Source organism: Hyalangium ruber, assembly GCF_034259325.1.
GTDB lineage: Bacteria > Myxococcota > Myxococcia > Myxococcales > Myxococcaceae > Hyalangium_A > Hyalangium_A rubrum.
In genome coordinates this window covers 1,057,855-1,074,633 of the sequence record NZ_JAXIVS010000001.1, presented here as the reverse complement: position 1 = coordinate 1,074,633, position 16,779 = coordinate 1,057,855, and the positions used below count along the sequence as shown (strand labels likewise).

Sequence of the window (16,779 nt, the reverse complement as noted above, 5' to 3'; positions counted from 1 at the left end):
CTCAGGCGCCGCTGACGAGGTTCTGCAGGTCCTGCCAGCGTGTGTACAGCCGATCCACCTCGGTGGTCGCCGTCTCCAGCTCGCGCTGCAGCTCGGGCACCTTCGAGGCGCTGCTGTAGACGGTCGGGTCGGCCAGCTTCGCCTCCAGCTCCGCCTTGCGCGTCTCCGCCGCCTCGATGGCCGCCTCCATCCCGTCCAGCTCCCGCTGCTCCTTATAAGAGAGCTTGCCGGGCTTGCGCGCGGGCTTGGACGCCTCGGACGGGGCAGGGGCGGGGGCCTCCTTCTTCGGCGCGGACGCGGGAGCCGCCGTCGCCGCCTGGGCCGCCTCGGCCTGCTCCTTCAGGCGCCGGTACATCGCATAGTTGCCTTCGTAGCGGACGACGCGCCCCTCGCCCTCGAAGGCGAGGATAGAGGTGGCCACCTTGTCCAGGAAGTACCGGTCGTGCGTCACCAGCAACACGCTGCCGGTGAAGCGCAGCAACAGCCCCTCCAGGATGTTCAGCGTGACGATGTCCAGGTCGTTGGTGGGCTCGTCCAGCACCAGCACGTTGGCGCCTTCCAGGAACAGCCGCGCCAGGAGCAGCCGGTTGCGCTCACCGCCCGACAGTGCGCGCACCTTCTGTCGCTGCATGGGCACCGGGAACAGCAGGTCGTCCAGGTAGTCGCGCAGGGCGATCTTCTGGTCTCCCATCTCCACCCAGTCCTCGCCATGCGAGGCCGCCTCGTACACCGTCTGTTCCGGGTCCAGCGAGGCGCGGGTCTGGTCGTAGTAGGCGACCTTCGTGTTCTTGCCGATGACGAGCTTGCCGTCATCCGGTGGCACCTCGCCCAGCAGCACCCGGAGGAACGTCGTCTTGCCCACGCCGTTGGGTCCCACCAAGCCCACGCGCTCGCCGCGCTGGAGCCGGAAGTCCACGCCCTGGAGCACCTTCCGCTCGCCGAAGGACTTGCGCACCCCTTCGGCCTCGATGACGGTGTGCCCCAGCCGGGGCGCCGCCACGGTCTGCAGCGCCGCCACCTTCGGCCGCTCGAAGCCCTTCTCCGCCATCAGCTTGCGCGCCCGATCGATGCGCGCCTTGCTCTTGGTGCGCCGCGCCTCGGGGCCGCGCCGCAGCCACGCCACTTCCTGGGCAATCCACCGCTCGCGCTTGTGCTGGGCGATGGAGGCCTGCTCCTGCGCCACCAGCTTCTGCTCGACGTAGGCCTCGTAGTTGCCGGGGTAGGAGACGACGCCCTCGCCGGGCTGGATCTCGACCATCCGGTCCACCAGCCCGTCCAGGAAGTAGCGATCGTGCGTGACGAGCAGCAGTGAGCCGGGGAGCTTGTCCAGCTCCTCCTCCAGCCAGTCCACGGTGTCCGCGTCCAGGTGGTTGGTGGGCTCGTCCAGCATCAACAGGTCCGGCCGCGTGAGCAGCGCCCGGGCGATGGCCACGCGCTTGCGCAGGCCACCGGAGAGCTGCGCCACCGGCCGGTCCCAGTCCTTCACGCCCAGCCGATCCAGCAGCGTCTTCGCGTGGTGCTCGGTGTCCCACCCGCCCAGGTGCTCGATGCGGTCGGACAGCGCGGAGAACTGCTCCAGCAGCTTGGCCTGTCCTTCCGCGGGCGTGGACTCCAGCTTGCGGCTCAGCTCCGCGTGCGCCGCCAGCGCCTCCTTCAGCGGCCCCTGGGAGACTGACAGCTCCGAGGCCACCGTGGCGCCCTCGGCGAACTCGGGCTCCTGCGGCAGGTACGTGACACGCGCGCCGCGCCGCAGTTGCAGCTCCCCGGTGTCCGCTCGCGCCACCCCCGCCAGGATCTTCATCAGCGAGGACTTGCCGGAGCCATTCACCCCCACCAGGCCCACGCGCTCACCCTCCTCGATGGTGAGGGTGAGCCCCTGGAAGACGGTACGACTGCCGAAGGAGAGCTGGACGTTGGCGGCGCGGAGCAGGGTCACGGGGCCCTCTTTACCTCAGAGCCACTTCGGTGCGGTGCGAACCGGAGGGGGAGGCGGCCGGGAAGCCTGGGGGGCCGACGCGGGAGCCGCACCGCGTCCCTCCGAGCTTCGCTGCTGCCCGTGCCCCTGGCGGGAGCCTCCCGCGGAGGCACCCGGACGCCCGCCACTCCCGCCACTCCCGCCACCCCGCCTGCGCCGACGCCCGTCGCCCCGAGGGCCCTGCCCACCACCGCCCCGAGCGTCGCCGGAGCGCTGCTGGCCGCCCTGAGACCGCTGTCCGCCGTGGGGACGGCCGCCGTGCTGCTGCGCCGGCCGGGCCTGCGCCGCGCCGGGCGTGCCCGCCACGGGAGCGGGGGTGCCGGAGCGGTACGGGTGGTCGTTCACCACGGGCACGGCGCGCCGGATGGTGCGCTCGATGTCCCGGAGGTACTCGCGCTCCTCCATGTCGCAGAAGGACAACGCGGTGCCCGAGGCCCCCGCGCGCCCCGTGCGGCCGATGCGGTGGACGTAGGACTCGGGGATGTTGGGCAGGTCGAAGTTGATGACGTGGGTGATGCCGTCGATGTCGATTCCGCGCGCGGCGATGTCCGTGGCAACCAGCACCCGGCAGCTGCCGTCCTTGAAGGCGTCCAGCGCACGCTCGCGCGCGTTCTGGCTCTTGTTGCCGTGGATGGCCTCGGCGGAGATGTGCGCGCCCATCAACTGCTTCGTCACCCGGTTGGCGCCGTGCTTGGTGCGCGTGAACACCAGCGCGCGCCGGATGTTCGCGTCGCCCAGCAGGTGGACCAGCAGGTGGCGCTTCTGCTCCCGTTCCACGAAGTACAGCCGCTGCTCCACCTTCTCGGCGGTGGTGGACTGCGGCACCACCTCCACGCGCACCGGATCCTTCAGCAGGCTCTTGGAGAGCGCCTGGATCTCCGGCGGCATCGTCGCGGAGAAGAAGAGCGTCTGGCGCTTCTGGGGCAGCGAGGCGATGACGCGCTTCACGTCGTGGATGAAGCCCATGTCCAGCATGCGGTCGGCCTCATCCAGCACGAACACCTCGAGCGCTTTGTACGAGACGAGCTTCTGGCTCATCAGGTCCAGCAGGCGGCCCGGGGTCGCCACCAGCACGTCCACGCCGCGCCGGAGCGCCTGCTCCTGGGCGTTCTGGCCCACGCCGCCGAAGATGACGGCCCACGTCAGCTTCGTGAAGCGGCCGTAGGCCTGGAAGCTCTCGACGATCTGGCTGGCCAGCTCGCGGGTGGGGGTGAGGATGAGCGCGCGGATGGGGCGGCCGTGCGCGGGGGGAGGATTGCCAGCCGCCAGCCGCTGGAGGATGGGCAGCGCGAACGCCGCCGTCTTGCCGGTGCCCGTCTGGGCGCAGCCGAGCACGTCCCGGCCCTCGAGCGCGGGCGGGATGGCCTGCTGCTGGATGGGGGTGGGGGTGGTGTAGCCCTCGGCCTTCACCGCGCGGAGCAGCGGCTCGGCGAGCTTCAAATCATCGAAAGTCATGAGTCCCTATCGCGGGTGCGTGTGGACGCCCGCGAAAGCAGGGCCCGGAAAAAAGGAGGAGGGCGCCTCCACCCGCGAGGCGCCCTCCCGGAACTGCATGGAACTGCTTTAACGTCCGCGCGAACCGCTTACTTGCGCGCGGCCTGCTCGGCCGCCAGCTTCTCGCGGTAGGCCGCCATCAGGGCCTCCGCCTCGTTCTTCGGCATCGGGGAGTACTTGGCGAACTCCATCGTGTACTCGCCCTTGCCCTGGGTGGCGGAGCGCAGGTCCGTGGAGTAGCCGAACATGTTGTTCAGCGGCACCTCGGCCACGGCCACCAGGTAGCCCTCGCGGTTCTCCGTGCTGAGGATGGTGCCGCGGCGCTGGTTCAGCTGGCCGACGACGGAGCCCTGGAAGTCCTCGGGCGCCTGCACCTCCACCTTCATGACGGGCTCGAGGATGACGGGCTTGGCCGCGGCGTAGCCCTCACGGAAGCCCATGATGGCCGCGGTCTTGAACGCCATTTCGCTCGAGTCCACCGCGTGGAACGCACCGTCGTTGATGACGACGCGCACGCCCACCACGGGGAAGCCGATGAGGCTGCCCTTCTTCACGGCCTCCTGGAAGCCCTTGTCGCACGCGGGGATGAACTCGCGGGGGATGGAGCCGCCCACGATGTCATCCACGAACTCGTACTGCTGCACCGCGTCGGACGGAAGGGGCTCGAGGTAGCCGCACACGCGCGCGAACTGACCGGAACCACCGGTCTGCTTCTTGTGCGTGTAGGCGAACTCGCCCTTCTGGCTGATCGTCTCGCGGTAGGCCACCTGCGGCTTGCCGGCGATGACTTCGCAGTTGTACTCGCGCCGCATGCGCTCGATGTAGATCTCCAGGTGCAGCTCGCCCATGCCGCTGATGATCGTCTGGGCGCTCTCCTCGTCGCGGTGAACGCGGAAGGTCGGGTCCTCCTTGGTGAACCGGTTGAGGGCCTTGGAGAAGTTGGCCGTCGCGGCGCGCTCCTTCGGAGCCACCGCCAGCGCGATCACCGCGTCCGGCACGTGCATGGACGTCATCGTGTACTGCACGGTGCCGTCGGTGAACGTGTCGCCCGAGGCGCACTCCACGCCGAACAGGGCGATGATGTCGCCAGCCTGACCCTCGGTGATGTCGTTCATCTCGCTGGCGTGCATGCGCACGATGCGGGGAACCTTCACCTTCTTCTGGTTGGACTGATTGAAGATGAAGTCGCCCTTGGACACCTTGCCCTGGTAGACGCGCATGTACGTCAGCTGCCCGTAGCGCCCGTCCTCGAGCTTGAACGCCAGACCCACGAAGGGCTTGGCCGGATCCGACTCGAGGATGACCTTGGCCTCGTTGTTCTTCTGGTCGAGGGCCTCGTTGGTGGCCTCCTTCGGGTTGGGCAGGTAGCTGCACACCGCGTTGAGGAGCAACTGCACGCCCTTGTTCTTGTAGGCCGAGCCGCACATGACCGGCGTCATCTTCAGCGCGATGGTCGCCCGGCGGATGGCCGCCACGAGCTGCTCCTCGTTGATGGCCGCGTCCGCCAGGAACAGCTCTCCCAGCGAGTCATCCACCTCGGCCACGCCCTCGATCATCTGCTGACGGCGCTGCTTGGCCTCGTCGAGCATGTCCGCGGGGATCGCCTCCTCGCGCACGTTCTCGCCGCTCTCGCCGTCGAAGTAGAAGGCCTTCATCTTGACGAGATCGACCAGACCCTGGAAGCGGTCCTCGGCGCCGATGGGGTACTGGAGCTTCACCGGGTGGTGGTTCAGCTTCTCCTTCAGCTGAGCGGCCACGCGGTCATAGTTGGCGCCAGCGCGGTCCATCTTGTTGACGAACGCGATGCGCGGAACCTTGTAGCGCTTCATCTGCCGGTCCACGGTGATGGACTGGGACTGAACGCCCGACACGGAGCACAGCACCAGGATGGCGCCGTCGAGCACGCGCAGGGAGCGCTCCACCTCGATGGTGAAGTCCACGTGTCCCGGGGTGTCGATCAGGTTGATGTTGTGGTCGCCCCACATGGCGTACGTGGCGGCGGACTGGATGGTGATGCCCTTCTCGCGCTCGAGATCCATCGAGTCCATCTTCGCGCCGACGCCGTCCTTGCCACGGACCTCGTGGATCTCGTGGATCCGGCCCGTGTAAAAGAGGATGCGCTCAGACAGCGTCGTCTTGCCCGAGTCGATGTGGGCGGAGATGCCGATGTTGCGAATGTTTTCGATGGGTACGTTGGAGGCCACGATCCGGTCCTTCTTCTTTTAAAAAACGCCTGTGGGAACAGGGCAGGCGGGGCCTCTACTTCCCACAGGTTCAAGTTTCCAGCCAAATCCGCATGACGGTGGGGACCTACGGCCACCCACCCCCGCCTACCGATCGGGCTGCCCTTCTTATATAGGAGGAGCCTTGCTTCCGCAGGACCGGGACCGGCACCGCGGATTTCCGAGGCTTTAACAACAATGAGCGCGTCCGAAAACTTCTCCCTGGCGCGGGCCTGGCTGCGCGCCTTCAACGCCCATGACGTGGAGGCCCTGGTGGCGCTCTATGCCGAGGATGCCACCCACACCTCGCCGAAAATCCGGGTCTTGCACCCGGAGACGGGGGGCCGACTGGTGGGCAAGCAGGCGCTGGCCCAGTGGTGGCGGGAGGCGATCGCCCGGCTGCCGGGGCTGCGCTACGAGGAGACGGCGCTGACGGCGGACGGGGACCGGGTCTTCATGGAGTACATGCGCCATGCGCCCGGGGATGCGCCCATGCCCGTGGCCGAGGTGCTGGAGGTCAAGGGCGGGAAGATCGTCGCCTCGCGCGTCTACCACGGCTAGGGACGGTCGCCTGCTCGGCAGGCGTCGGGGGAGAGCTTCATCAGCCGTTCGAGCTCCTCGGCGGACAAGGCCCGGTTGAACAGGACGACGTCGTCGATGAGCCCGGGGAAGTGGCGGCTGCCGAGGCGGAAGGAGTCCTTGCCGATGAGCAGGGGCTCCGTGTGGGTGCCCAGGCTGGCGGAGTAGGGCATGCCGCCCCGGGAGACGCCATCGATGAAGACCCGAGCGTCGACCCCGCTGAAGGTGCAGGCCACGTGGTGCCAGCCGTCATCGGCGAGGGCAGTGCCCGAGAGCACGGTCGCGAAGCGCCGGGCCTGCGAGTCGCTGCCGAGGTCACAGCGCACCCGCCCACCCTCATCGATGCTGAGCAGGTAGCCCGAGCGGGGCTCCTGGGCGGAGATCTTTCCGACGATGGCCCGGAGGCGCCCTGTCGGGGTCGTTTTGATCCACGCCGCCACGGTGAGGGCCCGGGTGGGCTCCAGGGCCTTCAAGCTCATCGATTGGATCTCGACGTAGTCGTCGGAGCCATCGAACGCGAAGGCCTGGCTCGACTCGGTTCTCGGGGAGAGGGTGGGGTCGCCTCGGGGAGCGCCTTGCCGGCCGCTGATGGCATCCACCGCCACGCCCTTCTCCAAGTCCGGCTCCCACCAGTGGATGATCCCCAGCGGGCATTTCTCCTGGGGCGTGGCTGGCGCGGCCGAGGCGGTGGTCTCGGGGGCGGGGGAGGTAGGGGGCTGCGCGTTCCGGACACAGGCCAGGGGGGCCAGTGCCAGCGCGGTGATCAAAGTGCAGGCTCTCATCAGGGGGGGCATAAAGGGGTCCTTGGGCGTGCCCAGCACGACAAACCTGTCTGACTGTCAGACAGGTTTTACAAAAGGGCGCTGGTGAGGGCTGGTTAGCGCTTCCACACCACACGCTCGCCTTCGTAGGCACATCGCCCTGTGCGCTCCAAGTGATGGATGCCGGCTTCCAGCACGGGGCGCACAGTACGTGTCAGCCGCTGTACGCCGAACAGGTAGCCCGTTTCCCGGCAGAGATCGTCCTTCCCCAGTGACAGCGCCTGGGCGAGCACCGAGGCCGCCGCGTTGGCGACCTCCTCAGGTGGCAGCTGCGAGGCCTCGCGTTCCTCATGTGGGCCTCTGAACTCCGTGTATTGCGCTGGGTTGCGCTCGGCCCACCAGAGGAACTCATTCTGCGCGAGTACCGCGCCCCGCTGGACGAGCTGTCCGAGTTGCTCCTCGAGGCGGGCCCGGACTCGCGGCGTCAGCTTGCTCAACCCCCACGCCTCCAGGATGCGCCGTGCGAGCAACTCTTCATGCAGGGGAGCCTCCTGTCTCAGCACTGCCTCCAGTTGCTCTCGGAGACGCAGGGTCGACGTGGGCGCGAAGAGGTCGGCGCCATCGCGAACCGGTGGGAGTTTCGCGGGCACATAGGGCTTTACGGGCGAGGCGGGTGTGGAGGCGGGACTCGCCGCGTTCGTGGGGTGCTCCGGTGCTGGGGCTTCTCCGTCGGACAAGTGGGTGGCTGGTTCCACCGAAGCCATGTCGAGCGATAGGGCGCGGGGCGGCGGTTCTTCACGAGCGGCCTTCAGGGCTTGTTGGATCGCCTCGGTGAGCTGTTTGACCTGTCCTTCCCGGTCCGTGCTCCATTCGGGCGACCACACCCGGTGGAGCCGCCAGCCCAAGCCGCGCAGCACATCGGCCCTCAGGCGGTCGCGGTCCCGGGCACTCGCGGCCGAGCCGTAGTGGGGCCCGTCACACTCCACGCCCAGCAAGTACTCTCCAGGGCGCTCAGGGTGCACGATCGCCAGGTCCACTCGGTAGCCGCCACATCCCACGTCCGAATGCACCGTGTGGCCCAGTCCGCGCAGGGCCGTGGCCACCTCTCGCTCCAGCATGCCCGAGGGCTCACGATCAGCCGCGGCAGCCGAGGCGCTGCCCGCTTCCGCGGCCCGTCTTAGAAACTCGCGTAGGTGTCGCGCACCCACGGAGGAGGTGCGCGACAGGTCGATCTGGTCGTGCGTCAGCGTGGAGAACACGCGCAAGGCGCAGCGTGCGCGGGTGACCGCGACGTTCAGCCGCCGCTCCCCGCCCGCTCGGCTCAGCGGGCCGAAGTTCATCCGCAGTTTTCCGGACGCATCCTTCGCGTAGCAGATGCTGAAGAGGATCTCGTCCCGCTCGTCACCCTGCACATTCTCCAGGTTCTTCACGAAGACGGGCTCGGCAGACGTGAAGTGCGCCTCCAGCTCTGGAGCCTTGGCGCGCTCCGCGTCCAGGAGATCCAGGATGAGCTGCTGCTGCACCACGCTGAAGGTGACGACGCCAAAGGTGCGCTCTTGAGGCGTGTAACGGCGCAGGGCGCGCACCAGTTCCGCTACCAAAACCTCCGCCTCGCGTGGGTTGATGGCCGCGGTCTTGCCCGTCGTCTTGGATTGATAGACACCGTCCGGCACGGGGTGCCACTTGATACCGAGGTCCTCCACATGAGCCCGGGCCGCGGGGAAGACGTGCAGTCGCCCCTCGTAGTATTGCCGGTTGCTGAAGTCGATGAGGCTGTCGTGCCGGCTGCGATAGTGCCACCCGAGCATCTGCTGCGGGAGCTGTTTGGCCAGCGCCTCCTCCAAGATGCTCTCCAACTCGACGATGTCGTTCTCATCGGGCATGGCCTCGGAGTCATCGCCTCGGGTGAAGAACGCCGTGGGTGGCAGCTGCTTCGAGTCGCCAACGATGATGACCTGATTGGCCCGTGCGATGGCGCCGATCGCGTCGTGGGTGCCGATCTGTGAGGCCTCGTCGAAGACGAGCAAATCGAAGCGTTGGCCCTCGGCGGGCAGGTACTGGGCCACCGACAGCGGACTCATCAGGAAGCAAGGCTTGAGCCGCCGTGCGAGATTGGGAACGGAGCCCAACAGCTTGCGCAGCGCCATCTGGCGCGTCTTCTTGCGCAGCTCGCGCGCGAGGATGCCAGGCTCGGAGGTCTCCGCCGAGAGAGAGAAGCCCGTGGGAAGCTGCCGCTCCAAGGCCGAGATGACCTTGCGACGGGACAGCGAGAGATGGTCGGCATCCAGTTGGCGGAAGCGCTCGATGCGTCCCGAGTGGGCAGTGCCTTCAAAGTCTCGCAGCGCGGGCTCCGCGTCTTGGAGGGCGCGGGTCCACGCGGAGAGCACAGCGCGCTCGAAGGTCTCCCCCAGCCGATCCGCCGAGAGTCCCTGGGTCTCTACCGCCTCCACGAATGGGCCGTGGCCTAGTGCCCGGAGTCGCTCCGCCTGTGCCTGGTAGAGGCACCAGGGGCGAAACGCCTTGAGCCCCTGACGCCACGCATCGAGCTGGCGTCGCAGAGAGGGACGGTGGTCCGAGGCTGTCGCTGGCTCCCAGGGGTGGGTTTTCAGCAGCCCAGCGAGAGACTCCTCGGCGCGGGCAAGGCGATCGAGGGCGGCACGCAGCTCCCGGGTCTTGAGCGCCAATGCCTCGAGCTCAGCGGGACTGGAGGGGAGCTGCACACGCGGTACACCGAGTGCGTCTCGGAGCTCTCTTGCCTGCGCGGAACGCTGGACGAGCAACTCCAGCGTCTCCGGTCTCTCGATTTCCGCGGCGGGCAGGCCCCGCAGCGTGCTGGTGAGCAGTTGGGTCTGCTCGGCAAGCCGGGGCCGCTGCTCGAGCACCTTCAGGGCGGCGTCGAGGTCTTTGGCGATGTCTGGATTGCCTGGCAGCTCGCGGGCAGAGAGTTCCTTGAGCAGCCGGCGCGCGCTCCAGAGGAAGATGAAGGCCAGGAGCACGAACGCCCCCGCCCACTTCTGGAAGCGCAGCTGGAGCCCAGGCAGATCCTGGGTGAAGAGTTCGGGTTTCCATCGAGAGGCGAGATGGGACTCGCGCAGGGACTGCTCGCGCAGCGATAGGGCGTGTGCTTTTACCTGTCGCACCGTGTCGGGCCAGGCATCGTCCACGAATGCCACGGAGGGCAGCGGTCCCGTGGAGAGCACCTCGCCTAGCTCCGTGAGGGCGCGCAGTCCCTGAGTGGAGTCTGGCACGGCGATGCCAAGCGTCGCGGCAAGGGAGGGAGCCTGCTTCTCCACATGCTCGAGTGCCGCGTGCGCTTCGCCGAGGGCGAGGTGGATCTGCTCCTCGAGGGCGTTGGTCCAGGTGAGCCCTCGCACCGGACTCCAGGGGTGGGCGCCGAAAGTGCGCACAGCGGAGAGTTTGCGAGAGAGTTCGTTCACCTCGGCGAGCGCTTCGCGGAGTCGGGCCTCGGTGAACTCTTGGGGGGTGGAGAGCGGGAGGCGCACTTCGGGCAGGTTGCGCAAGGCGAGCAGCCGGCTGGTGGCTCCATAGATGCTCATTCCCAGGGGCCAGGGCTTGTGGAGCGCGAGGACGTAGGCGTTGAGCACCTCACGCGAGGCTCCCAACTCGGCCGAGCGCTCCTCCCATCGTGGCTCGGGGGTCCGTTGGGTGCGTTCGAAGGCTCGGGCAAAGGAGGCCAGCACCTCCTTCTTGTTGCTCTTGTGGCTATGCAGTTCCAGGCAGAAGTCCTCGAGCCCCACGTCCTTGAGCCGCCGGTGAACCACGTCGAGCGCGGCCATCTTCTCGGAGACGAAGAGGACGGTCTTTCCCCGGGCGAGCGCAGCGGCAATGAGCTGGGTGATGGTCTGGGACTTGCCGGTGCCGGGGGGGCCCTGGAGGACGAAGGAGCGGCCCGAGAGCGCCGAGGCTACCGCGGCTGTTTGCGTGGAGTCAGCGTTGACGACGCAGGGCAACTCGGCGGGTGCCACCTCCCCATCGATGCGATCAGGAGCGTACTCCTTGCCATTGACCGGAGGTGTGGATGCCCCGGCAGCGGCGATGTGGCGCACGAGGGGGTTGTCCAAGAGGACGCTCTCGTTGTCCTCCAGGTCCTTCCACATGAGGAAGCGAGAGAAGGTGAAATGGCCCAGGTGGGCCTGGTCCAGGACCTCCCACCCCGCACGGCTCTGGATGGCCTTGCGCACGGCCTGGAGGATGCCGGCCACGTCCAGCCCGTTCTCGTCGCTCTCTAGCGTGGTGAGCGCGCTGGCATCCAACCCATAGTCACGCTTGAGCTTCTCGGAGAGGGTCACGTTACCGATGGGATCCTCGGCCTCCCGCACCAGACGCACGCGCTTACGGTCGCGATCGAGGCGGAAGGCAGCGGGGTAGAGTAGCAGCGGCGCCAGACGCTCCGTGGGGTCGCCCTCCTCGAACCAGCGCAGCATTCCGATGGCAAGGTAGAGCGTGTTGGCTCCGCCCTCCTCCATGTCGGTGCGTGCGGTCCGATCCAAGTGCCGCGCGCGGGACCACAGCTCGGCCTGTCGCAGTGACGAATGGAGGAGGCCTTTTGCAAGGTCTTGTCGGCGCCGCTCGGCCAGTTCCTCCTCGGTGCTTCGCGCCTGCTGAAGCCTCGTGGCGCGTGCGTCCCGGCCATCCTCCTCGGGGGCGGGGAGCAGCTCGTAGGCATCTCCCGCGGAGAAGACATCCTCGAAGGCCGCCAGATCTGGGACGTGGAGCGGCAGCGCTCCCCGGGTGTCGAGCCGGAAGTTCAGCAGCCGGTTGCGGAGCGTGAGGTCGAGCAGTTTCTCCTTCCATCGCTCGAAGCGAGACTTGAGCTGGGCCGATGGGGGCTTCGTTTCAACGGGCGGCGGGGCGGCCGCTGCACTCTCCAGGATGGCGCGGATGCGTGCATGAGCGGGTTCGGAGGAGGCGCGCTCTGGCGCGGGAGCCTCGACCGTACGCAAGGGAAGGGGCTTGTAGCGATCGAAGCGCAGGACATTCACGTCGAGGGCAACGACAAAGCGTGAATCGTCCGCGAGATATTGCTGAGCCACTGCGTGCGCCCGCTCGAAAGCAGGCCTACCGGCACTGACGGCAGTGGAGACATCGAACGGGAGCAGGTGGCCAAGCGCGACGAGGTTGCGCAGACGCGCGGCGTCTTCCACGCTTCCCTCGGGGAAGCGTTCATCGATGAGCCACACCGCGGGCAGGGCGTGGCCTTCAACGAGGAGCAGGAGCGGGTAGAGGCCCATGGCCTCCAGTGCGGAGGCGCACAGAAGCGTCAGATCCAGGCAGCACCCCATCCGCTCGCGGAGGAGCTGATCTGGCAGCCGTACCTTCTGGCCATGTTTCTCGAAGCTTGGGGGCACCTCCGCATAGCCGAGGTTGAGTGCCTGGAGTGCCTCGTAGAGTGCGGCCACCATGGTGCGCACGTGGGTGGGGTTGCGCTTCTGGTAGCCAGAGAGGCTGCCATCGCCCACGGCTTGCTCCAGCAGTACTCGCACGTCCTTGAGCAACTCTGGAATGACGGGATGGTTGGGCGTGACGAAGGTGGCCAACAGCCCCCAGGGAGCACGCGCGCCGGGCCAGTGGTTGTAGGGGAGGACTTCAACGTCCACGGCGCTCTCGGCGATGACGCTGTCCCCATGGTGAAGCGCCCATCGGAGCCGGGCCCGCTCGCTCTCCGTCACGGTGCGCAGGCGGCCCGCGGGTAAGCGCAGATCGATGACTCCGAGGCTCAATTCCTCACCCGCAGGGAGTTCGGGAACGGGAACTCGGACCGCATCGCCCAGGTCGGGGAGGAGTTGCACCTCCAGCACCAAGGGGCCGAGCGCGGCTGCGCCGGTGTTGCGCAGGAGCACATCCCTGACGAGGGGGACTCCGCTCTGTTCCATCGCGAAGTTGAGCGTGGGCGCGGCGGTGAACTGCACCTGGAGCGAGGCCCAGGGCGAGGCAGGAGCGAGTACGGTCATGGTTCCTCGGGAGGCAATGACAGCCCCGGGTTTCGAAGTGTCAATAGCCGCGGTACTTGCGGCCCGCGAGCTGGCGGAGCTGCATGGCCTCATCCAGCTCGCGGCGGTCTTCTGGCAGGTAGTGCTGCGGAATCATCTGCTGGTGTACCAGCTTGCCGAGAGGGGTCAGGCTGAAGGTGCCGAGCAATCGGTTCTCCTCGCCTAGTCCCAACTCCAACCATCGATCGAGTAGCTGGCGGTGCTGGACCATTGTCTCCGCGCCGTACTTCTTCGCGCGGGAGCGCACCCGGGTGAAGGGGCTATAGAGGATGTCGAACGTCACGTCCCGGGTCGCCCGCTGTGAGTCGTTGAGCGTCCTCCAGTACGCGATGCCCAGGCCGCCTTTCTCCACGGCCGCGATGTAGTCGTTCACGTCGCGGTGGTTCAGGAACGTGGCCTTGTCGCCAATGGAGAAGCTGGAGTTTCCCAGCCCGTGGTACAGCACTTCGCCGTAAGCGGGGTTGACCCGTACCTTCGCCAGCTCGAGCAGCTCGCGCCGCACGTGCCGGGGAGACCGGTAGAAGCGCGCGCCCAGCTCCTTCCAGCCCAGGCGGGTGAACAGGGCCCGCGCCTGCGCTTCACTGTGCGCGGTCTGGATGAAGGACGGCACCGCGCCGGGTTTGCCGTACGTGCCGCTGCGCGGATCATCGTGGTACGGGTAGATGAAGACGCTGTCCACCGCGCCGCTCGTCGCCAGCCGCTCCAGCTCTGCCAGCGTCTTCCGCCAGGACTCGGGCGTCTGCCGCTCCAGCCCCGTCATGACGTCGATGTTGACGAACTCGAACCCGCACTTGCGCGCCCGCTCGATGGCATCGAGGGCGACGCGCAGCTCCTCCTTCTGGTGGTGGAAGGCGTAGAGTTCCGGGTCCAACGTCTGCACCCCGAGGTTGATGCGGCGGAAGCCCGCCTGCACCAGCGCCTGGAGCTTGTCGTTGGAGGCGGTGATGGGCTTCGCCTCGACGGTGCTCATCGACGTCATCGGCGGGCCGAAGTTCGACAGCAGGCGCGAGAGGAAGCGCTCCAGCAGGTGTACCGGCAGAGCCGTGGGGGTGCCGCCCCCCAGGAAATACAGCGCGCGCTTGAGCTTCGGCGTCAGCTCGCGGACGAGCGCCATCTCTTGCGACAGCGCGTCCACATACCGCGTCATCAGCTCGTCCTGGTGCTTCGTCAGCAGCTCGTAATGGAAGCAGTAGCGACAGCGGTATTTGCAGAAGCCGAAGTGGAAGTAGTAGCCAGCGGCGCTGAACGGGCCCAGTGCCTCGCGCAGGTACTCCTCGTCGGTCGGCGCGCGCCGATACTCGGGCCGCTTCTCCATCTGGACCGCGGGCGGATACGTGAGCTGGTAGTCGTGCATCTCCGGCCGTGGCCGCAGCGCCGGCTCCTTGTCCCAGAGTTGCTCCAGCCGTGCCCCGAGCTCGCTCTCCGTCGCGGTGCCCACGTCCAGCGCGTCGCCGATCCTGAACAGCTTCATCCGATCCATGGGAAGCGTCGCTCCTTCGCCAGTTCGTCCGCCGCGCGCTGCATCGATGCTCGCACACGGGCGTCAATCGCGTCGATGTCCTCGCCCTCCGGGAAGATCGGAGGCAACACCCGCACCTGAATCTTCGTCGGCAGGGGCACGTAGCCCGGCAGCGGCCCCAGCCACAGCCCCCACGGCAGGCTCAGGGAGAGGGGAAAAGTCTTTAGGCGGAAGCGGCGGTCGAGCCCGAGCTTCCTGGCGAGCCCCGCTCCCTCCGAGAGGATGATCAGCGCCTCGTGCCCGCCCACGCAGACCACGGGCACGATGGGAACACCCGCCTCCCGCGCCAGCTCGACGTAGCCCTTCCGGCCTGCGAAGACGATCTCGTTCCTCCGAGAGAAGCTCCGGCACGCGTCGTGGTCGCCTCCGGGGTACACCTGCACCGCGTACCCGCGCCGGAGCGCTTCGAGGGCGAGTTCCTTTCGGGCTCGAATGGCGCTGAGCTTGGACAAGGCGCGCGCGAGCGGTCGCGGGTAGGCGTCGAACATCCCGTCATGGGCGAGCACCACCATCGGAGGCTGGCGGCCCGACGTGTGGTACGCGCCGACCCAGACCAGCGTGTCCGGAATCATCACGCCGCCGCTGTGATTGCCCACGCCGACGAAGGGGCTGGAGGGCAGGTGCTCCATTCCCTGGATGTCCGCGCGGAACCAGGTGTGGAGCACCTGCGTCAGCCACCCGGCGTGGCGACGCAGGAACTCCGGGTCGAGCGCCTCGAGGTCTCCAGGCCTTACTTCCATCGTCCGATGATCTTCTTGAGGTCGAAGCCGTAGAACTCGCGAGCAGGCCAGTCGGGCAGCGTGTTGCAGAACTTCGCGAAGCCCACGAGCGAGGAGAAGCGCGGATCCAGATCGAGCATGTCCGGGTACTCGAAGCGCTCGGCGGCCTCCGCCAGCTCGATGAGGCGCGCGTGGTAGCCCGGCCAGCCCACCAGCTCTCGCAAATAGGGCGCCCAGCGCGTCTTGCCCTCGACGATCTTCGAGGCCTCCTCTCGCAGCAGCGCCAGCCCTCCTGGGTGAGACTGCAGCACCTGCAGGTCGTAACCGAGGAACGCGTCCTCGTGGTACACGCTGACCACGTGCCGGATGAGCGCCGCCGCGGTCTGGTAGAGGCCGGTGTCCACCATGAGCTGGCGCGGGTTGTAGAGCAGCTGCAGCGGGACGCGGATCGGCACCTGACCCATCAGCGTGCGGCGGCTGCGCTCCCGCTCGCGTTCGCTCTCTCCCAGGATGATGGGCAGCATCGCCATCCAGCCCACCTTGACCTGCCACGACGAGGGCACGCGGTCGAGGTAGCCATGCTTCACGAAGAAGCCGATTCGATCCTGCAGGGCTTGATCGCTGCCCATCACGCCCCCTTCAACGGAGCAATGCGCGTCTCGAGCCCGAGCTGCCCGATGCGCAGGTTCAAGTCCTCGATCAGCCGCCCGCAGACCGCCTCGCCGTCCACGCCGATTCCGTACACGAGGTCCGGATCCCTCGCTTGCTCCAGCACGCGCTCGCCCCAGTGCGCCACCCGCTCCTCGAGTCGCTGCCGCGCCGCGGGAGCCAGTCGTGGGATGCGCTGGCGCAGGGCATGCAGTCCGAAGGCGATGTGGCGGCTCTCATCTCGTGCCACCAGTCGGGGCATCCACTCGCCCACCACCGTCTTCATGGCGCGGAGCGGACTGTCGAGTCCGTCGCCGTCGTCCGGCGTACCCACCAGGCGCGCCCCCTCCAGGACCAACGAGTGCGCGGCGCCCTCGATGAGGACCTGCATGCCCAGCATCAGCTCCTCGGGGGTTTCCGCCCCCTGCACCTCGTGCATGAGCCGCTCGACGGAGGGCCGAACGCGGCCCTCGCACCCGAGCAGGCGGATGACCTGCTCGAAGAAGGCGACGTGGCGGGCCTCATCCGTTCGCTGGGTCGCGACGAACGCGCGCGCGGGGCCGTCGGGCAGCAGCTCGTGCAAGCGCGTCGTGACGAAGTGCGCGGTCCGCTCGCCCCAGAGGAGCTGAGCGAAGCCATCGGCCGCGACCTGACGGATGGGCTCCGGGAGGGCCGAGACATCGAGCGAGGCCCAGTCGAGGTCCTCGAGCTTCCATTGATCGCGAGCCGCCAGCTCGCACAGACGTTCGAGGTAGACGTCCACGGGAGTGCCCGAGGAGGAGTCCGCCTCAGGCCGCCCCCCTGAGTTCGTCATGAGCTCCAAGCCCTTCATTTTCCCGGACTATGCCACG

The 16,779-nt window shown here is 67.8% G+C and carries 10 protein-coding genes; 1 reads left to right on the top strand and 9 read right to left on the bottom strand.

What is annotated here, in order from left to right; all coding sequences use genetic code 11:
- Position 1: 1 nt before the first annotated feature.
- From SYV04_RS04360 to fusA, 3 genes are all read right to left on the bottom strand, one after another.
- Entirely contained in the window at positions 2–1,936 is a 1,935-nt protein-coding gene (locus SYV04_RS04360; RefSeq protein WP_321544306.1) for an ABC-F family ATP-binding cassette domain-containing protein, read from the bottom strand.
- A gap of 15 nt (positions 1,937–1,951) precedes the next feature.
- Complete coding sequence (locus tag SYV04_RS04355; protein ID WP_321544305.1) at positions 1,952–3,430, bottom strand: DEAD/DEAH box helicase; 1,479 nt, start codon at positions 3,428–3,430, stop codon at positions 1,952–1,954.
- A gap of 128 nt (positions 3,431–3,558) precedes the next feature.
- A complete protein-coding gene (gene fusA, locus SYV04_RS04350; protein ID WP_321544304.1) occupies positions 3,559–5,673 on the bottom strand; it encodes an elongation factor G in 2,115 nt (704 codons plus the stop codon).
- 216 nt (positions 5,674–5,889) lie between these two features.
- Between fusA and SYV04_RS04345 the strand changes: the two genes are divergently transcribed.
- Complete coding sequence (locus SYV04_RS04345; protein WP_321544303.1) at positions 5,890–6,252, top strand: nuclear transport factor 2 family protein; 363 nt, start codon at positions 5,890–5,892, stop codon at positions 6,250–6,252.
- On the opposite strand, the gene SYV04_RS04340 is transcribed toward SYV04_RS04345, so the two are convergent.
- The 6 genes from SYV04_RS04340 to SYV04_RS04315 form a co-directional block, all read right to left on the bottom strand.
- On the bottom strand, positions 6,249–7,037 hold the full coding sequence (locus tag SYV04_RS04340) for a LamG domain-containing protein (RefSeq protein ID WP_321544302.1): 789 nt from the start codon (positions 7,035–7,037) through the stop codon (positions 6,249–6,251). The two genes, SYV04_RS04345 and SYV04_RS04340, sit on opposite strands and share 4 nt — an antisense overlap.
- 110 nt (positions 7,038–7,147) lie before the next feature.
- Entirely contained in the window at positions 7,148–13,003 is a 5,856-nt protein-coding gene (locus tag SYV04_RS04335; protein WP_321544301.1) for a DUF3320 domain-containing protein, read from the bottom strand.
- A 40-nt stretch (positions 13,004–13,043) separates the two neighbouring features.
- On the bottom strand, positions 13,044–14,522 hold the full coding sequence (locus SYV04_RS04330) for a radical SAM protein (RefSeq protein ID WP_321544300.1): 1,479 nt from the start codon (positions 14,520–14,522) through the stop codon (positions 13,044–13,046).
- Positions 14,510–15,301 (bottom strand): lysophospholipid acyltransferase family protein, encoded by a 792-nt coding sequence (locus SYV04_RS04325; protein WP_321544299.1) that lies wholly within the window; start codon positions 15,299–15,301, stop codon positions 14,510–14,512. Before SYV04_RS04325 ends, SYV04_RS04330 begins: the two co-directional genes overlap by 13 nt.
- Positions 15,292–15,909 carry a hypothetical protein gene (locus tag SYV04_RS04320; RefSeq protein WP_321544298.1) on the bottom strand — a complete coding sequence of 206 codons (618 nt, stop codon included), beginning with the start codon at positions 15,907–15,909 and terminating at the stop codon, positions 15,292–15,294. Before SYV04_RS04320 ends, SYV04_RS04325 begins: the two co-directional genes overlap by 10 nt.
- Complete coding sequence (locus SYV04_RS04315; protein ID WP_321544297.1) at positions 15,909–16,742, bottom strand: ferritin family protein; 834 nt, start codon at positions 16,740–16,742, stop codon at positions 15,909–15,911. Before SYV04_RS04315 ends, SYV04_RS04320 begins: the two co-directional genes overlap by 1 nt.
- Positions 16,743–16,779 lie beyond the last annotated feature (37 nt).

Excerpts from the sequence above, each read along its gene's own strand:
- SYV04_RS04325 (WP_321544299.1), bottom strand. The coding sequence starts at position 15,301 with ATGGAAGTAAGGCCTGGAGACCTCGAGGCGCTCGACCCGGAGTTCCTG.
- SYV04_RS04345 (WP_321544303.1), top strand. The coding sequence starts at position 5,890 with ATGAGCGCGTCCGAAAACTTCTCCCTGGCGCGGGCCTGGCTGCGCGCC.
- SYV04_RS04330 (WP_321544300.1), bottom strand. The coding sequence starts at position 14,522 with ATGGATCGGATGAAGCTGTTCAGGATCGGCGACGCGCTGGACGTGGGC.
- SYV04_RS04355 (WP_321544305.1), bottom strand. The coding sequence starts at position 3,430 with ATGACTTTCGATGATTTGAAGCTCGCCGAGCCGCTGCTCCGCGCGGTG.
- SYV04_RS04315 (WP_321544297.1), bottom strand. The coding sequence starts at position 16,742 with ATGACGAACTCAGGGGGGCGGCCTGAGGCGGACTCCTCCTCGGGCACT.
- SYV04_RS04335 (WP_321544301.1), bottom strand. The coding sequence starts at position 13,003 with ATGACCGTACTCGCTCCTGCCTCGCCCTGGGCCTCGCTCCAGGTGCAG.
- SYV04_RS04320 (WP_321544298.1), bottom strand. The coding sequence starts at position 15,909 with ATGGGCAGCGATCAAGCCCTGCAGGATCGAATCGGCTTCTTCGTGAAG.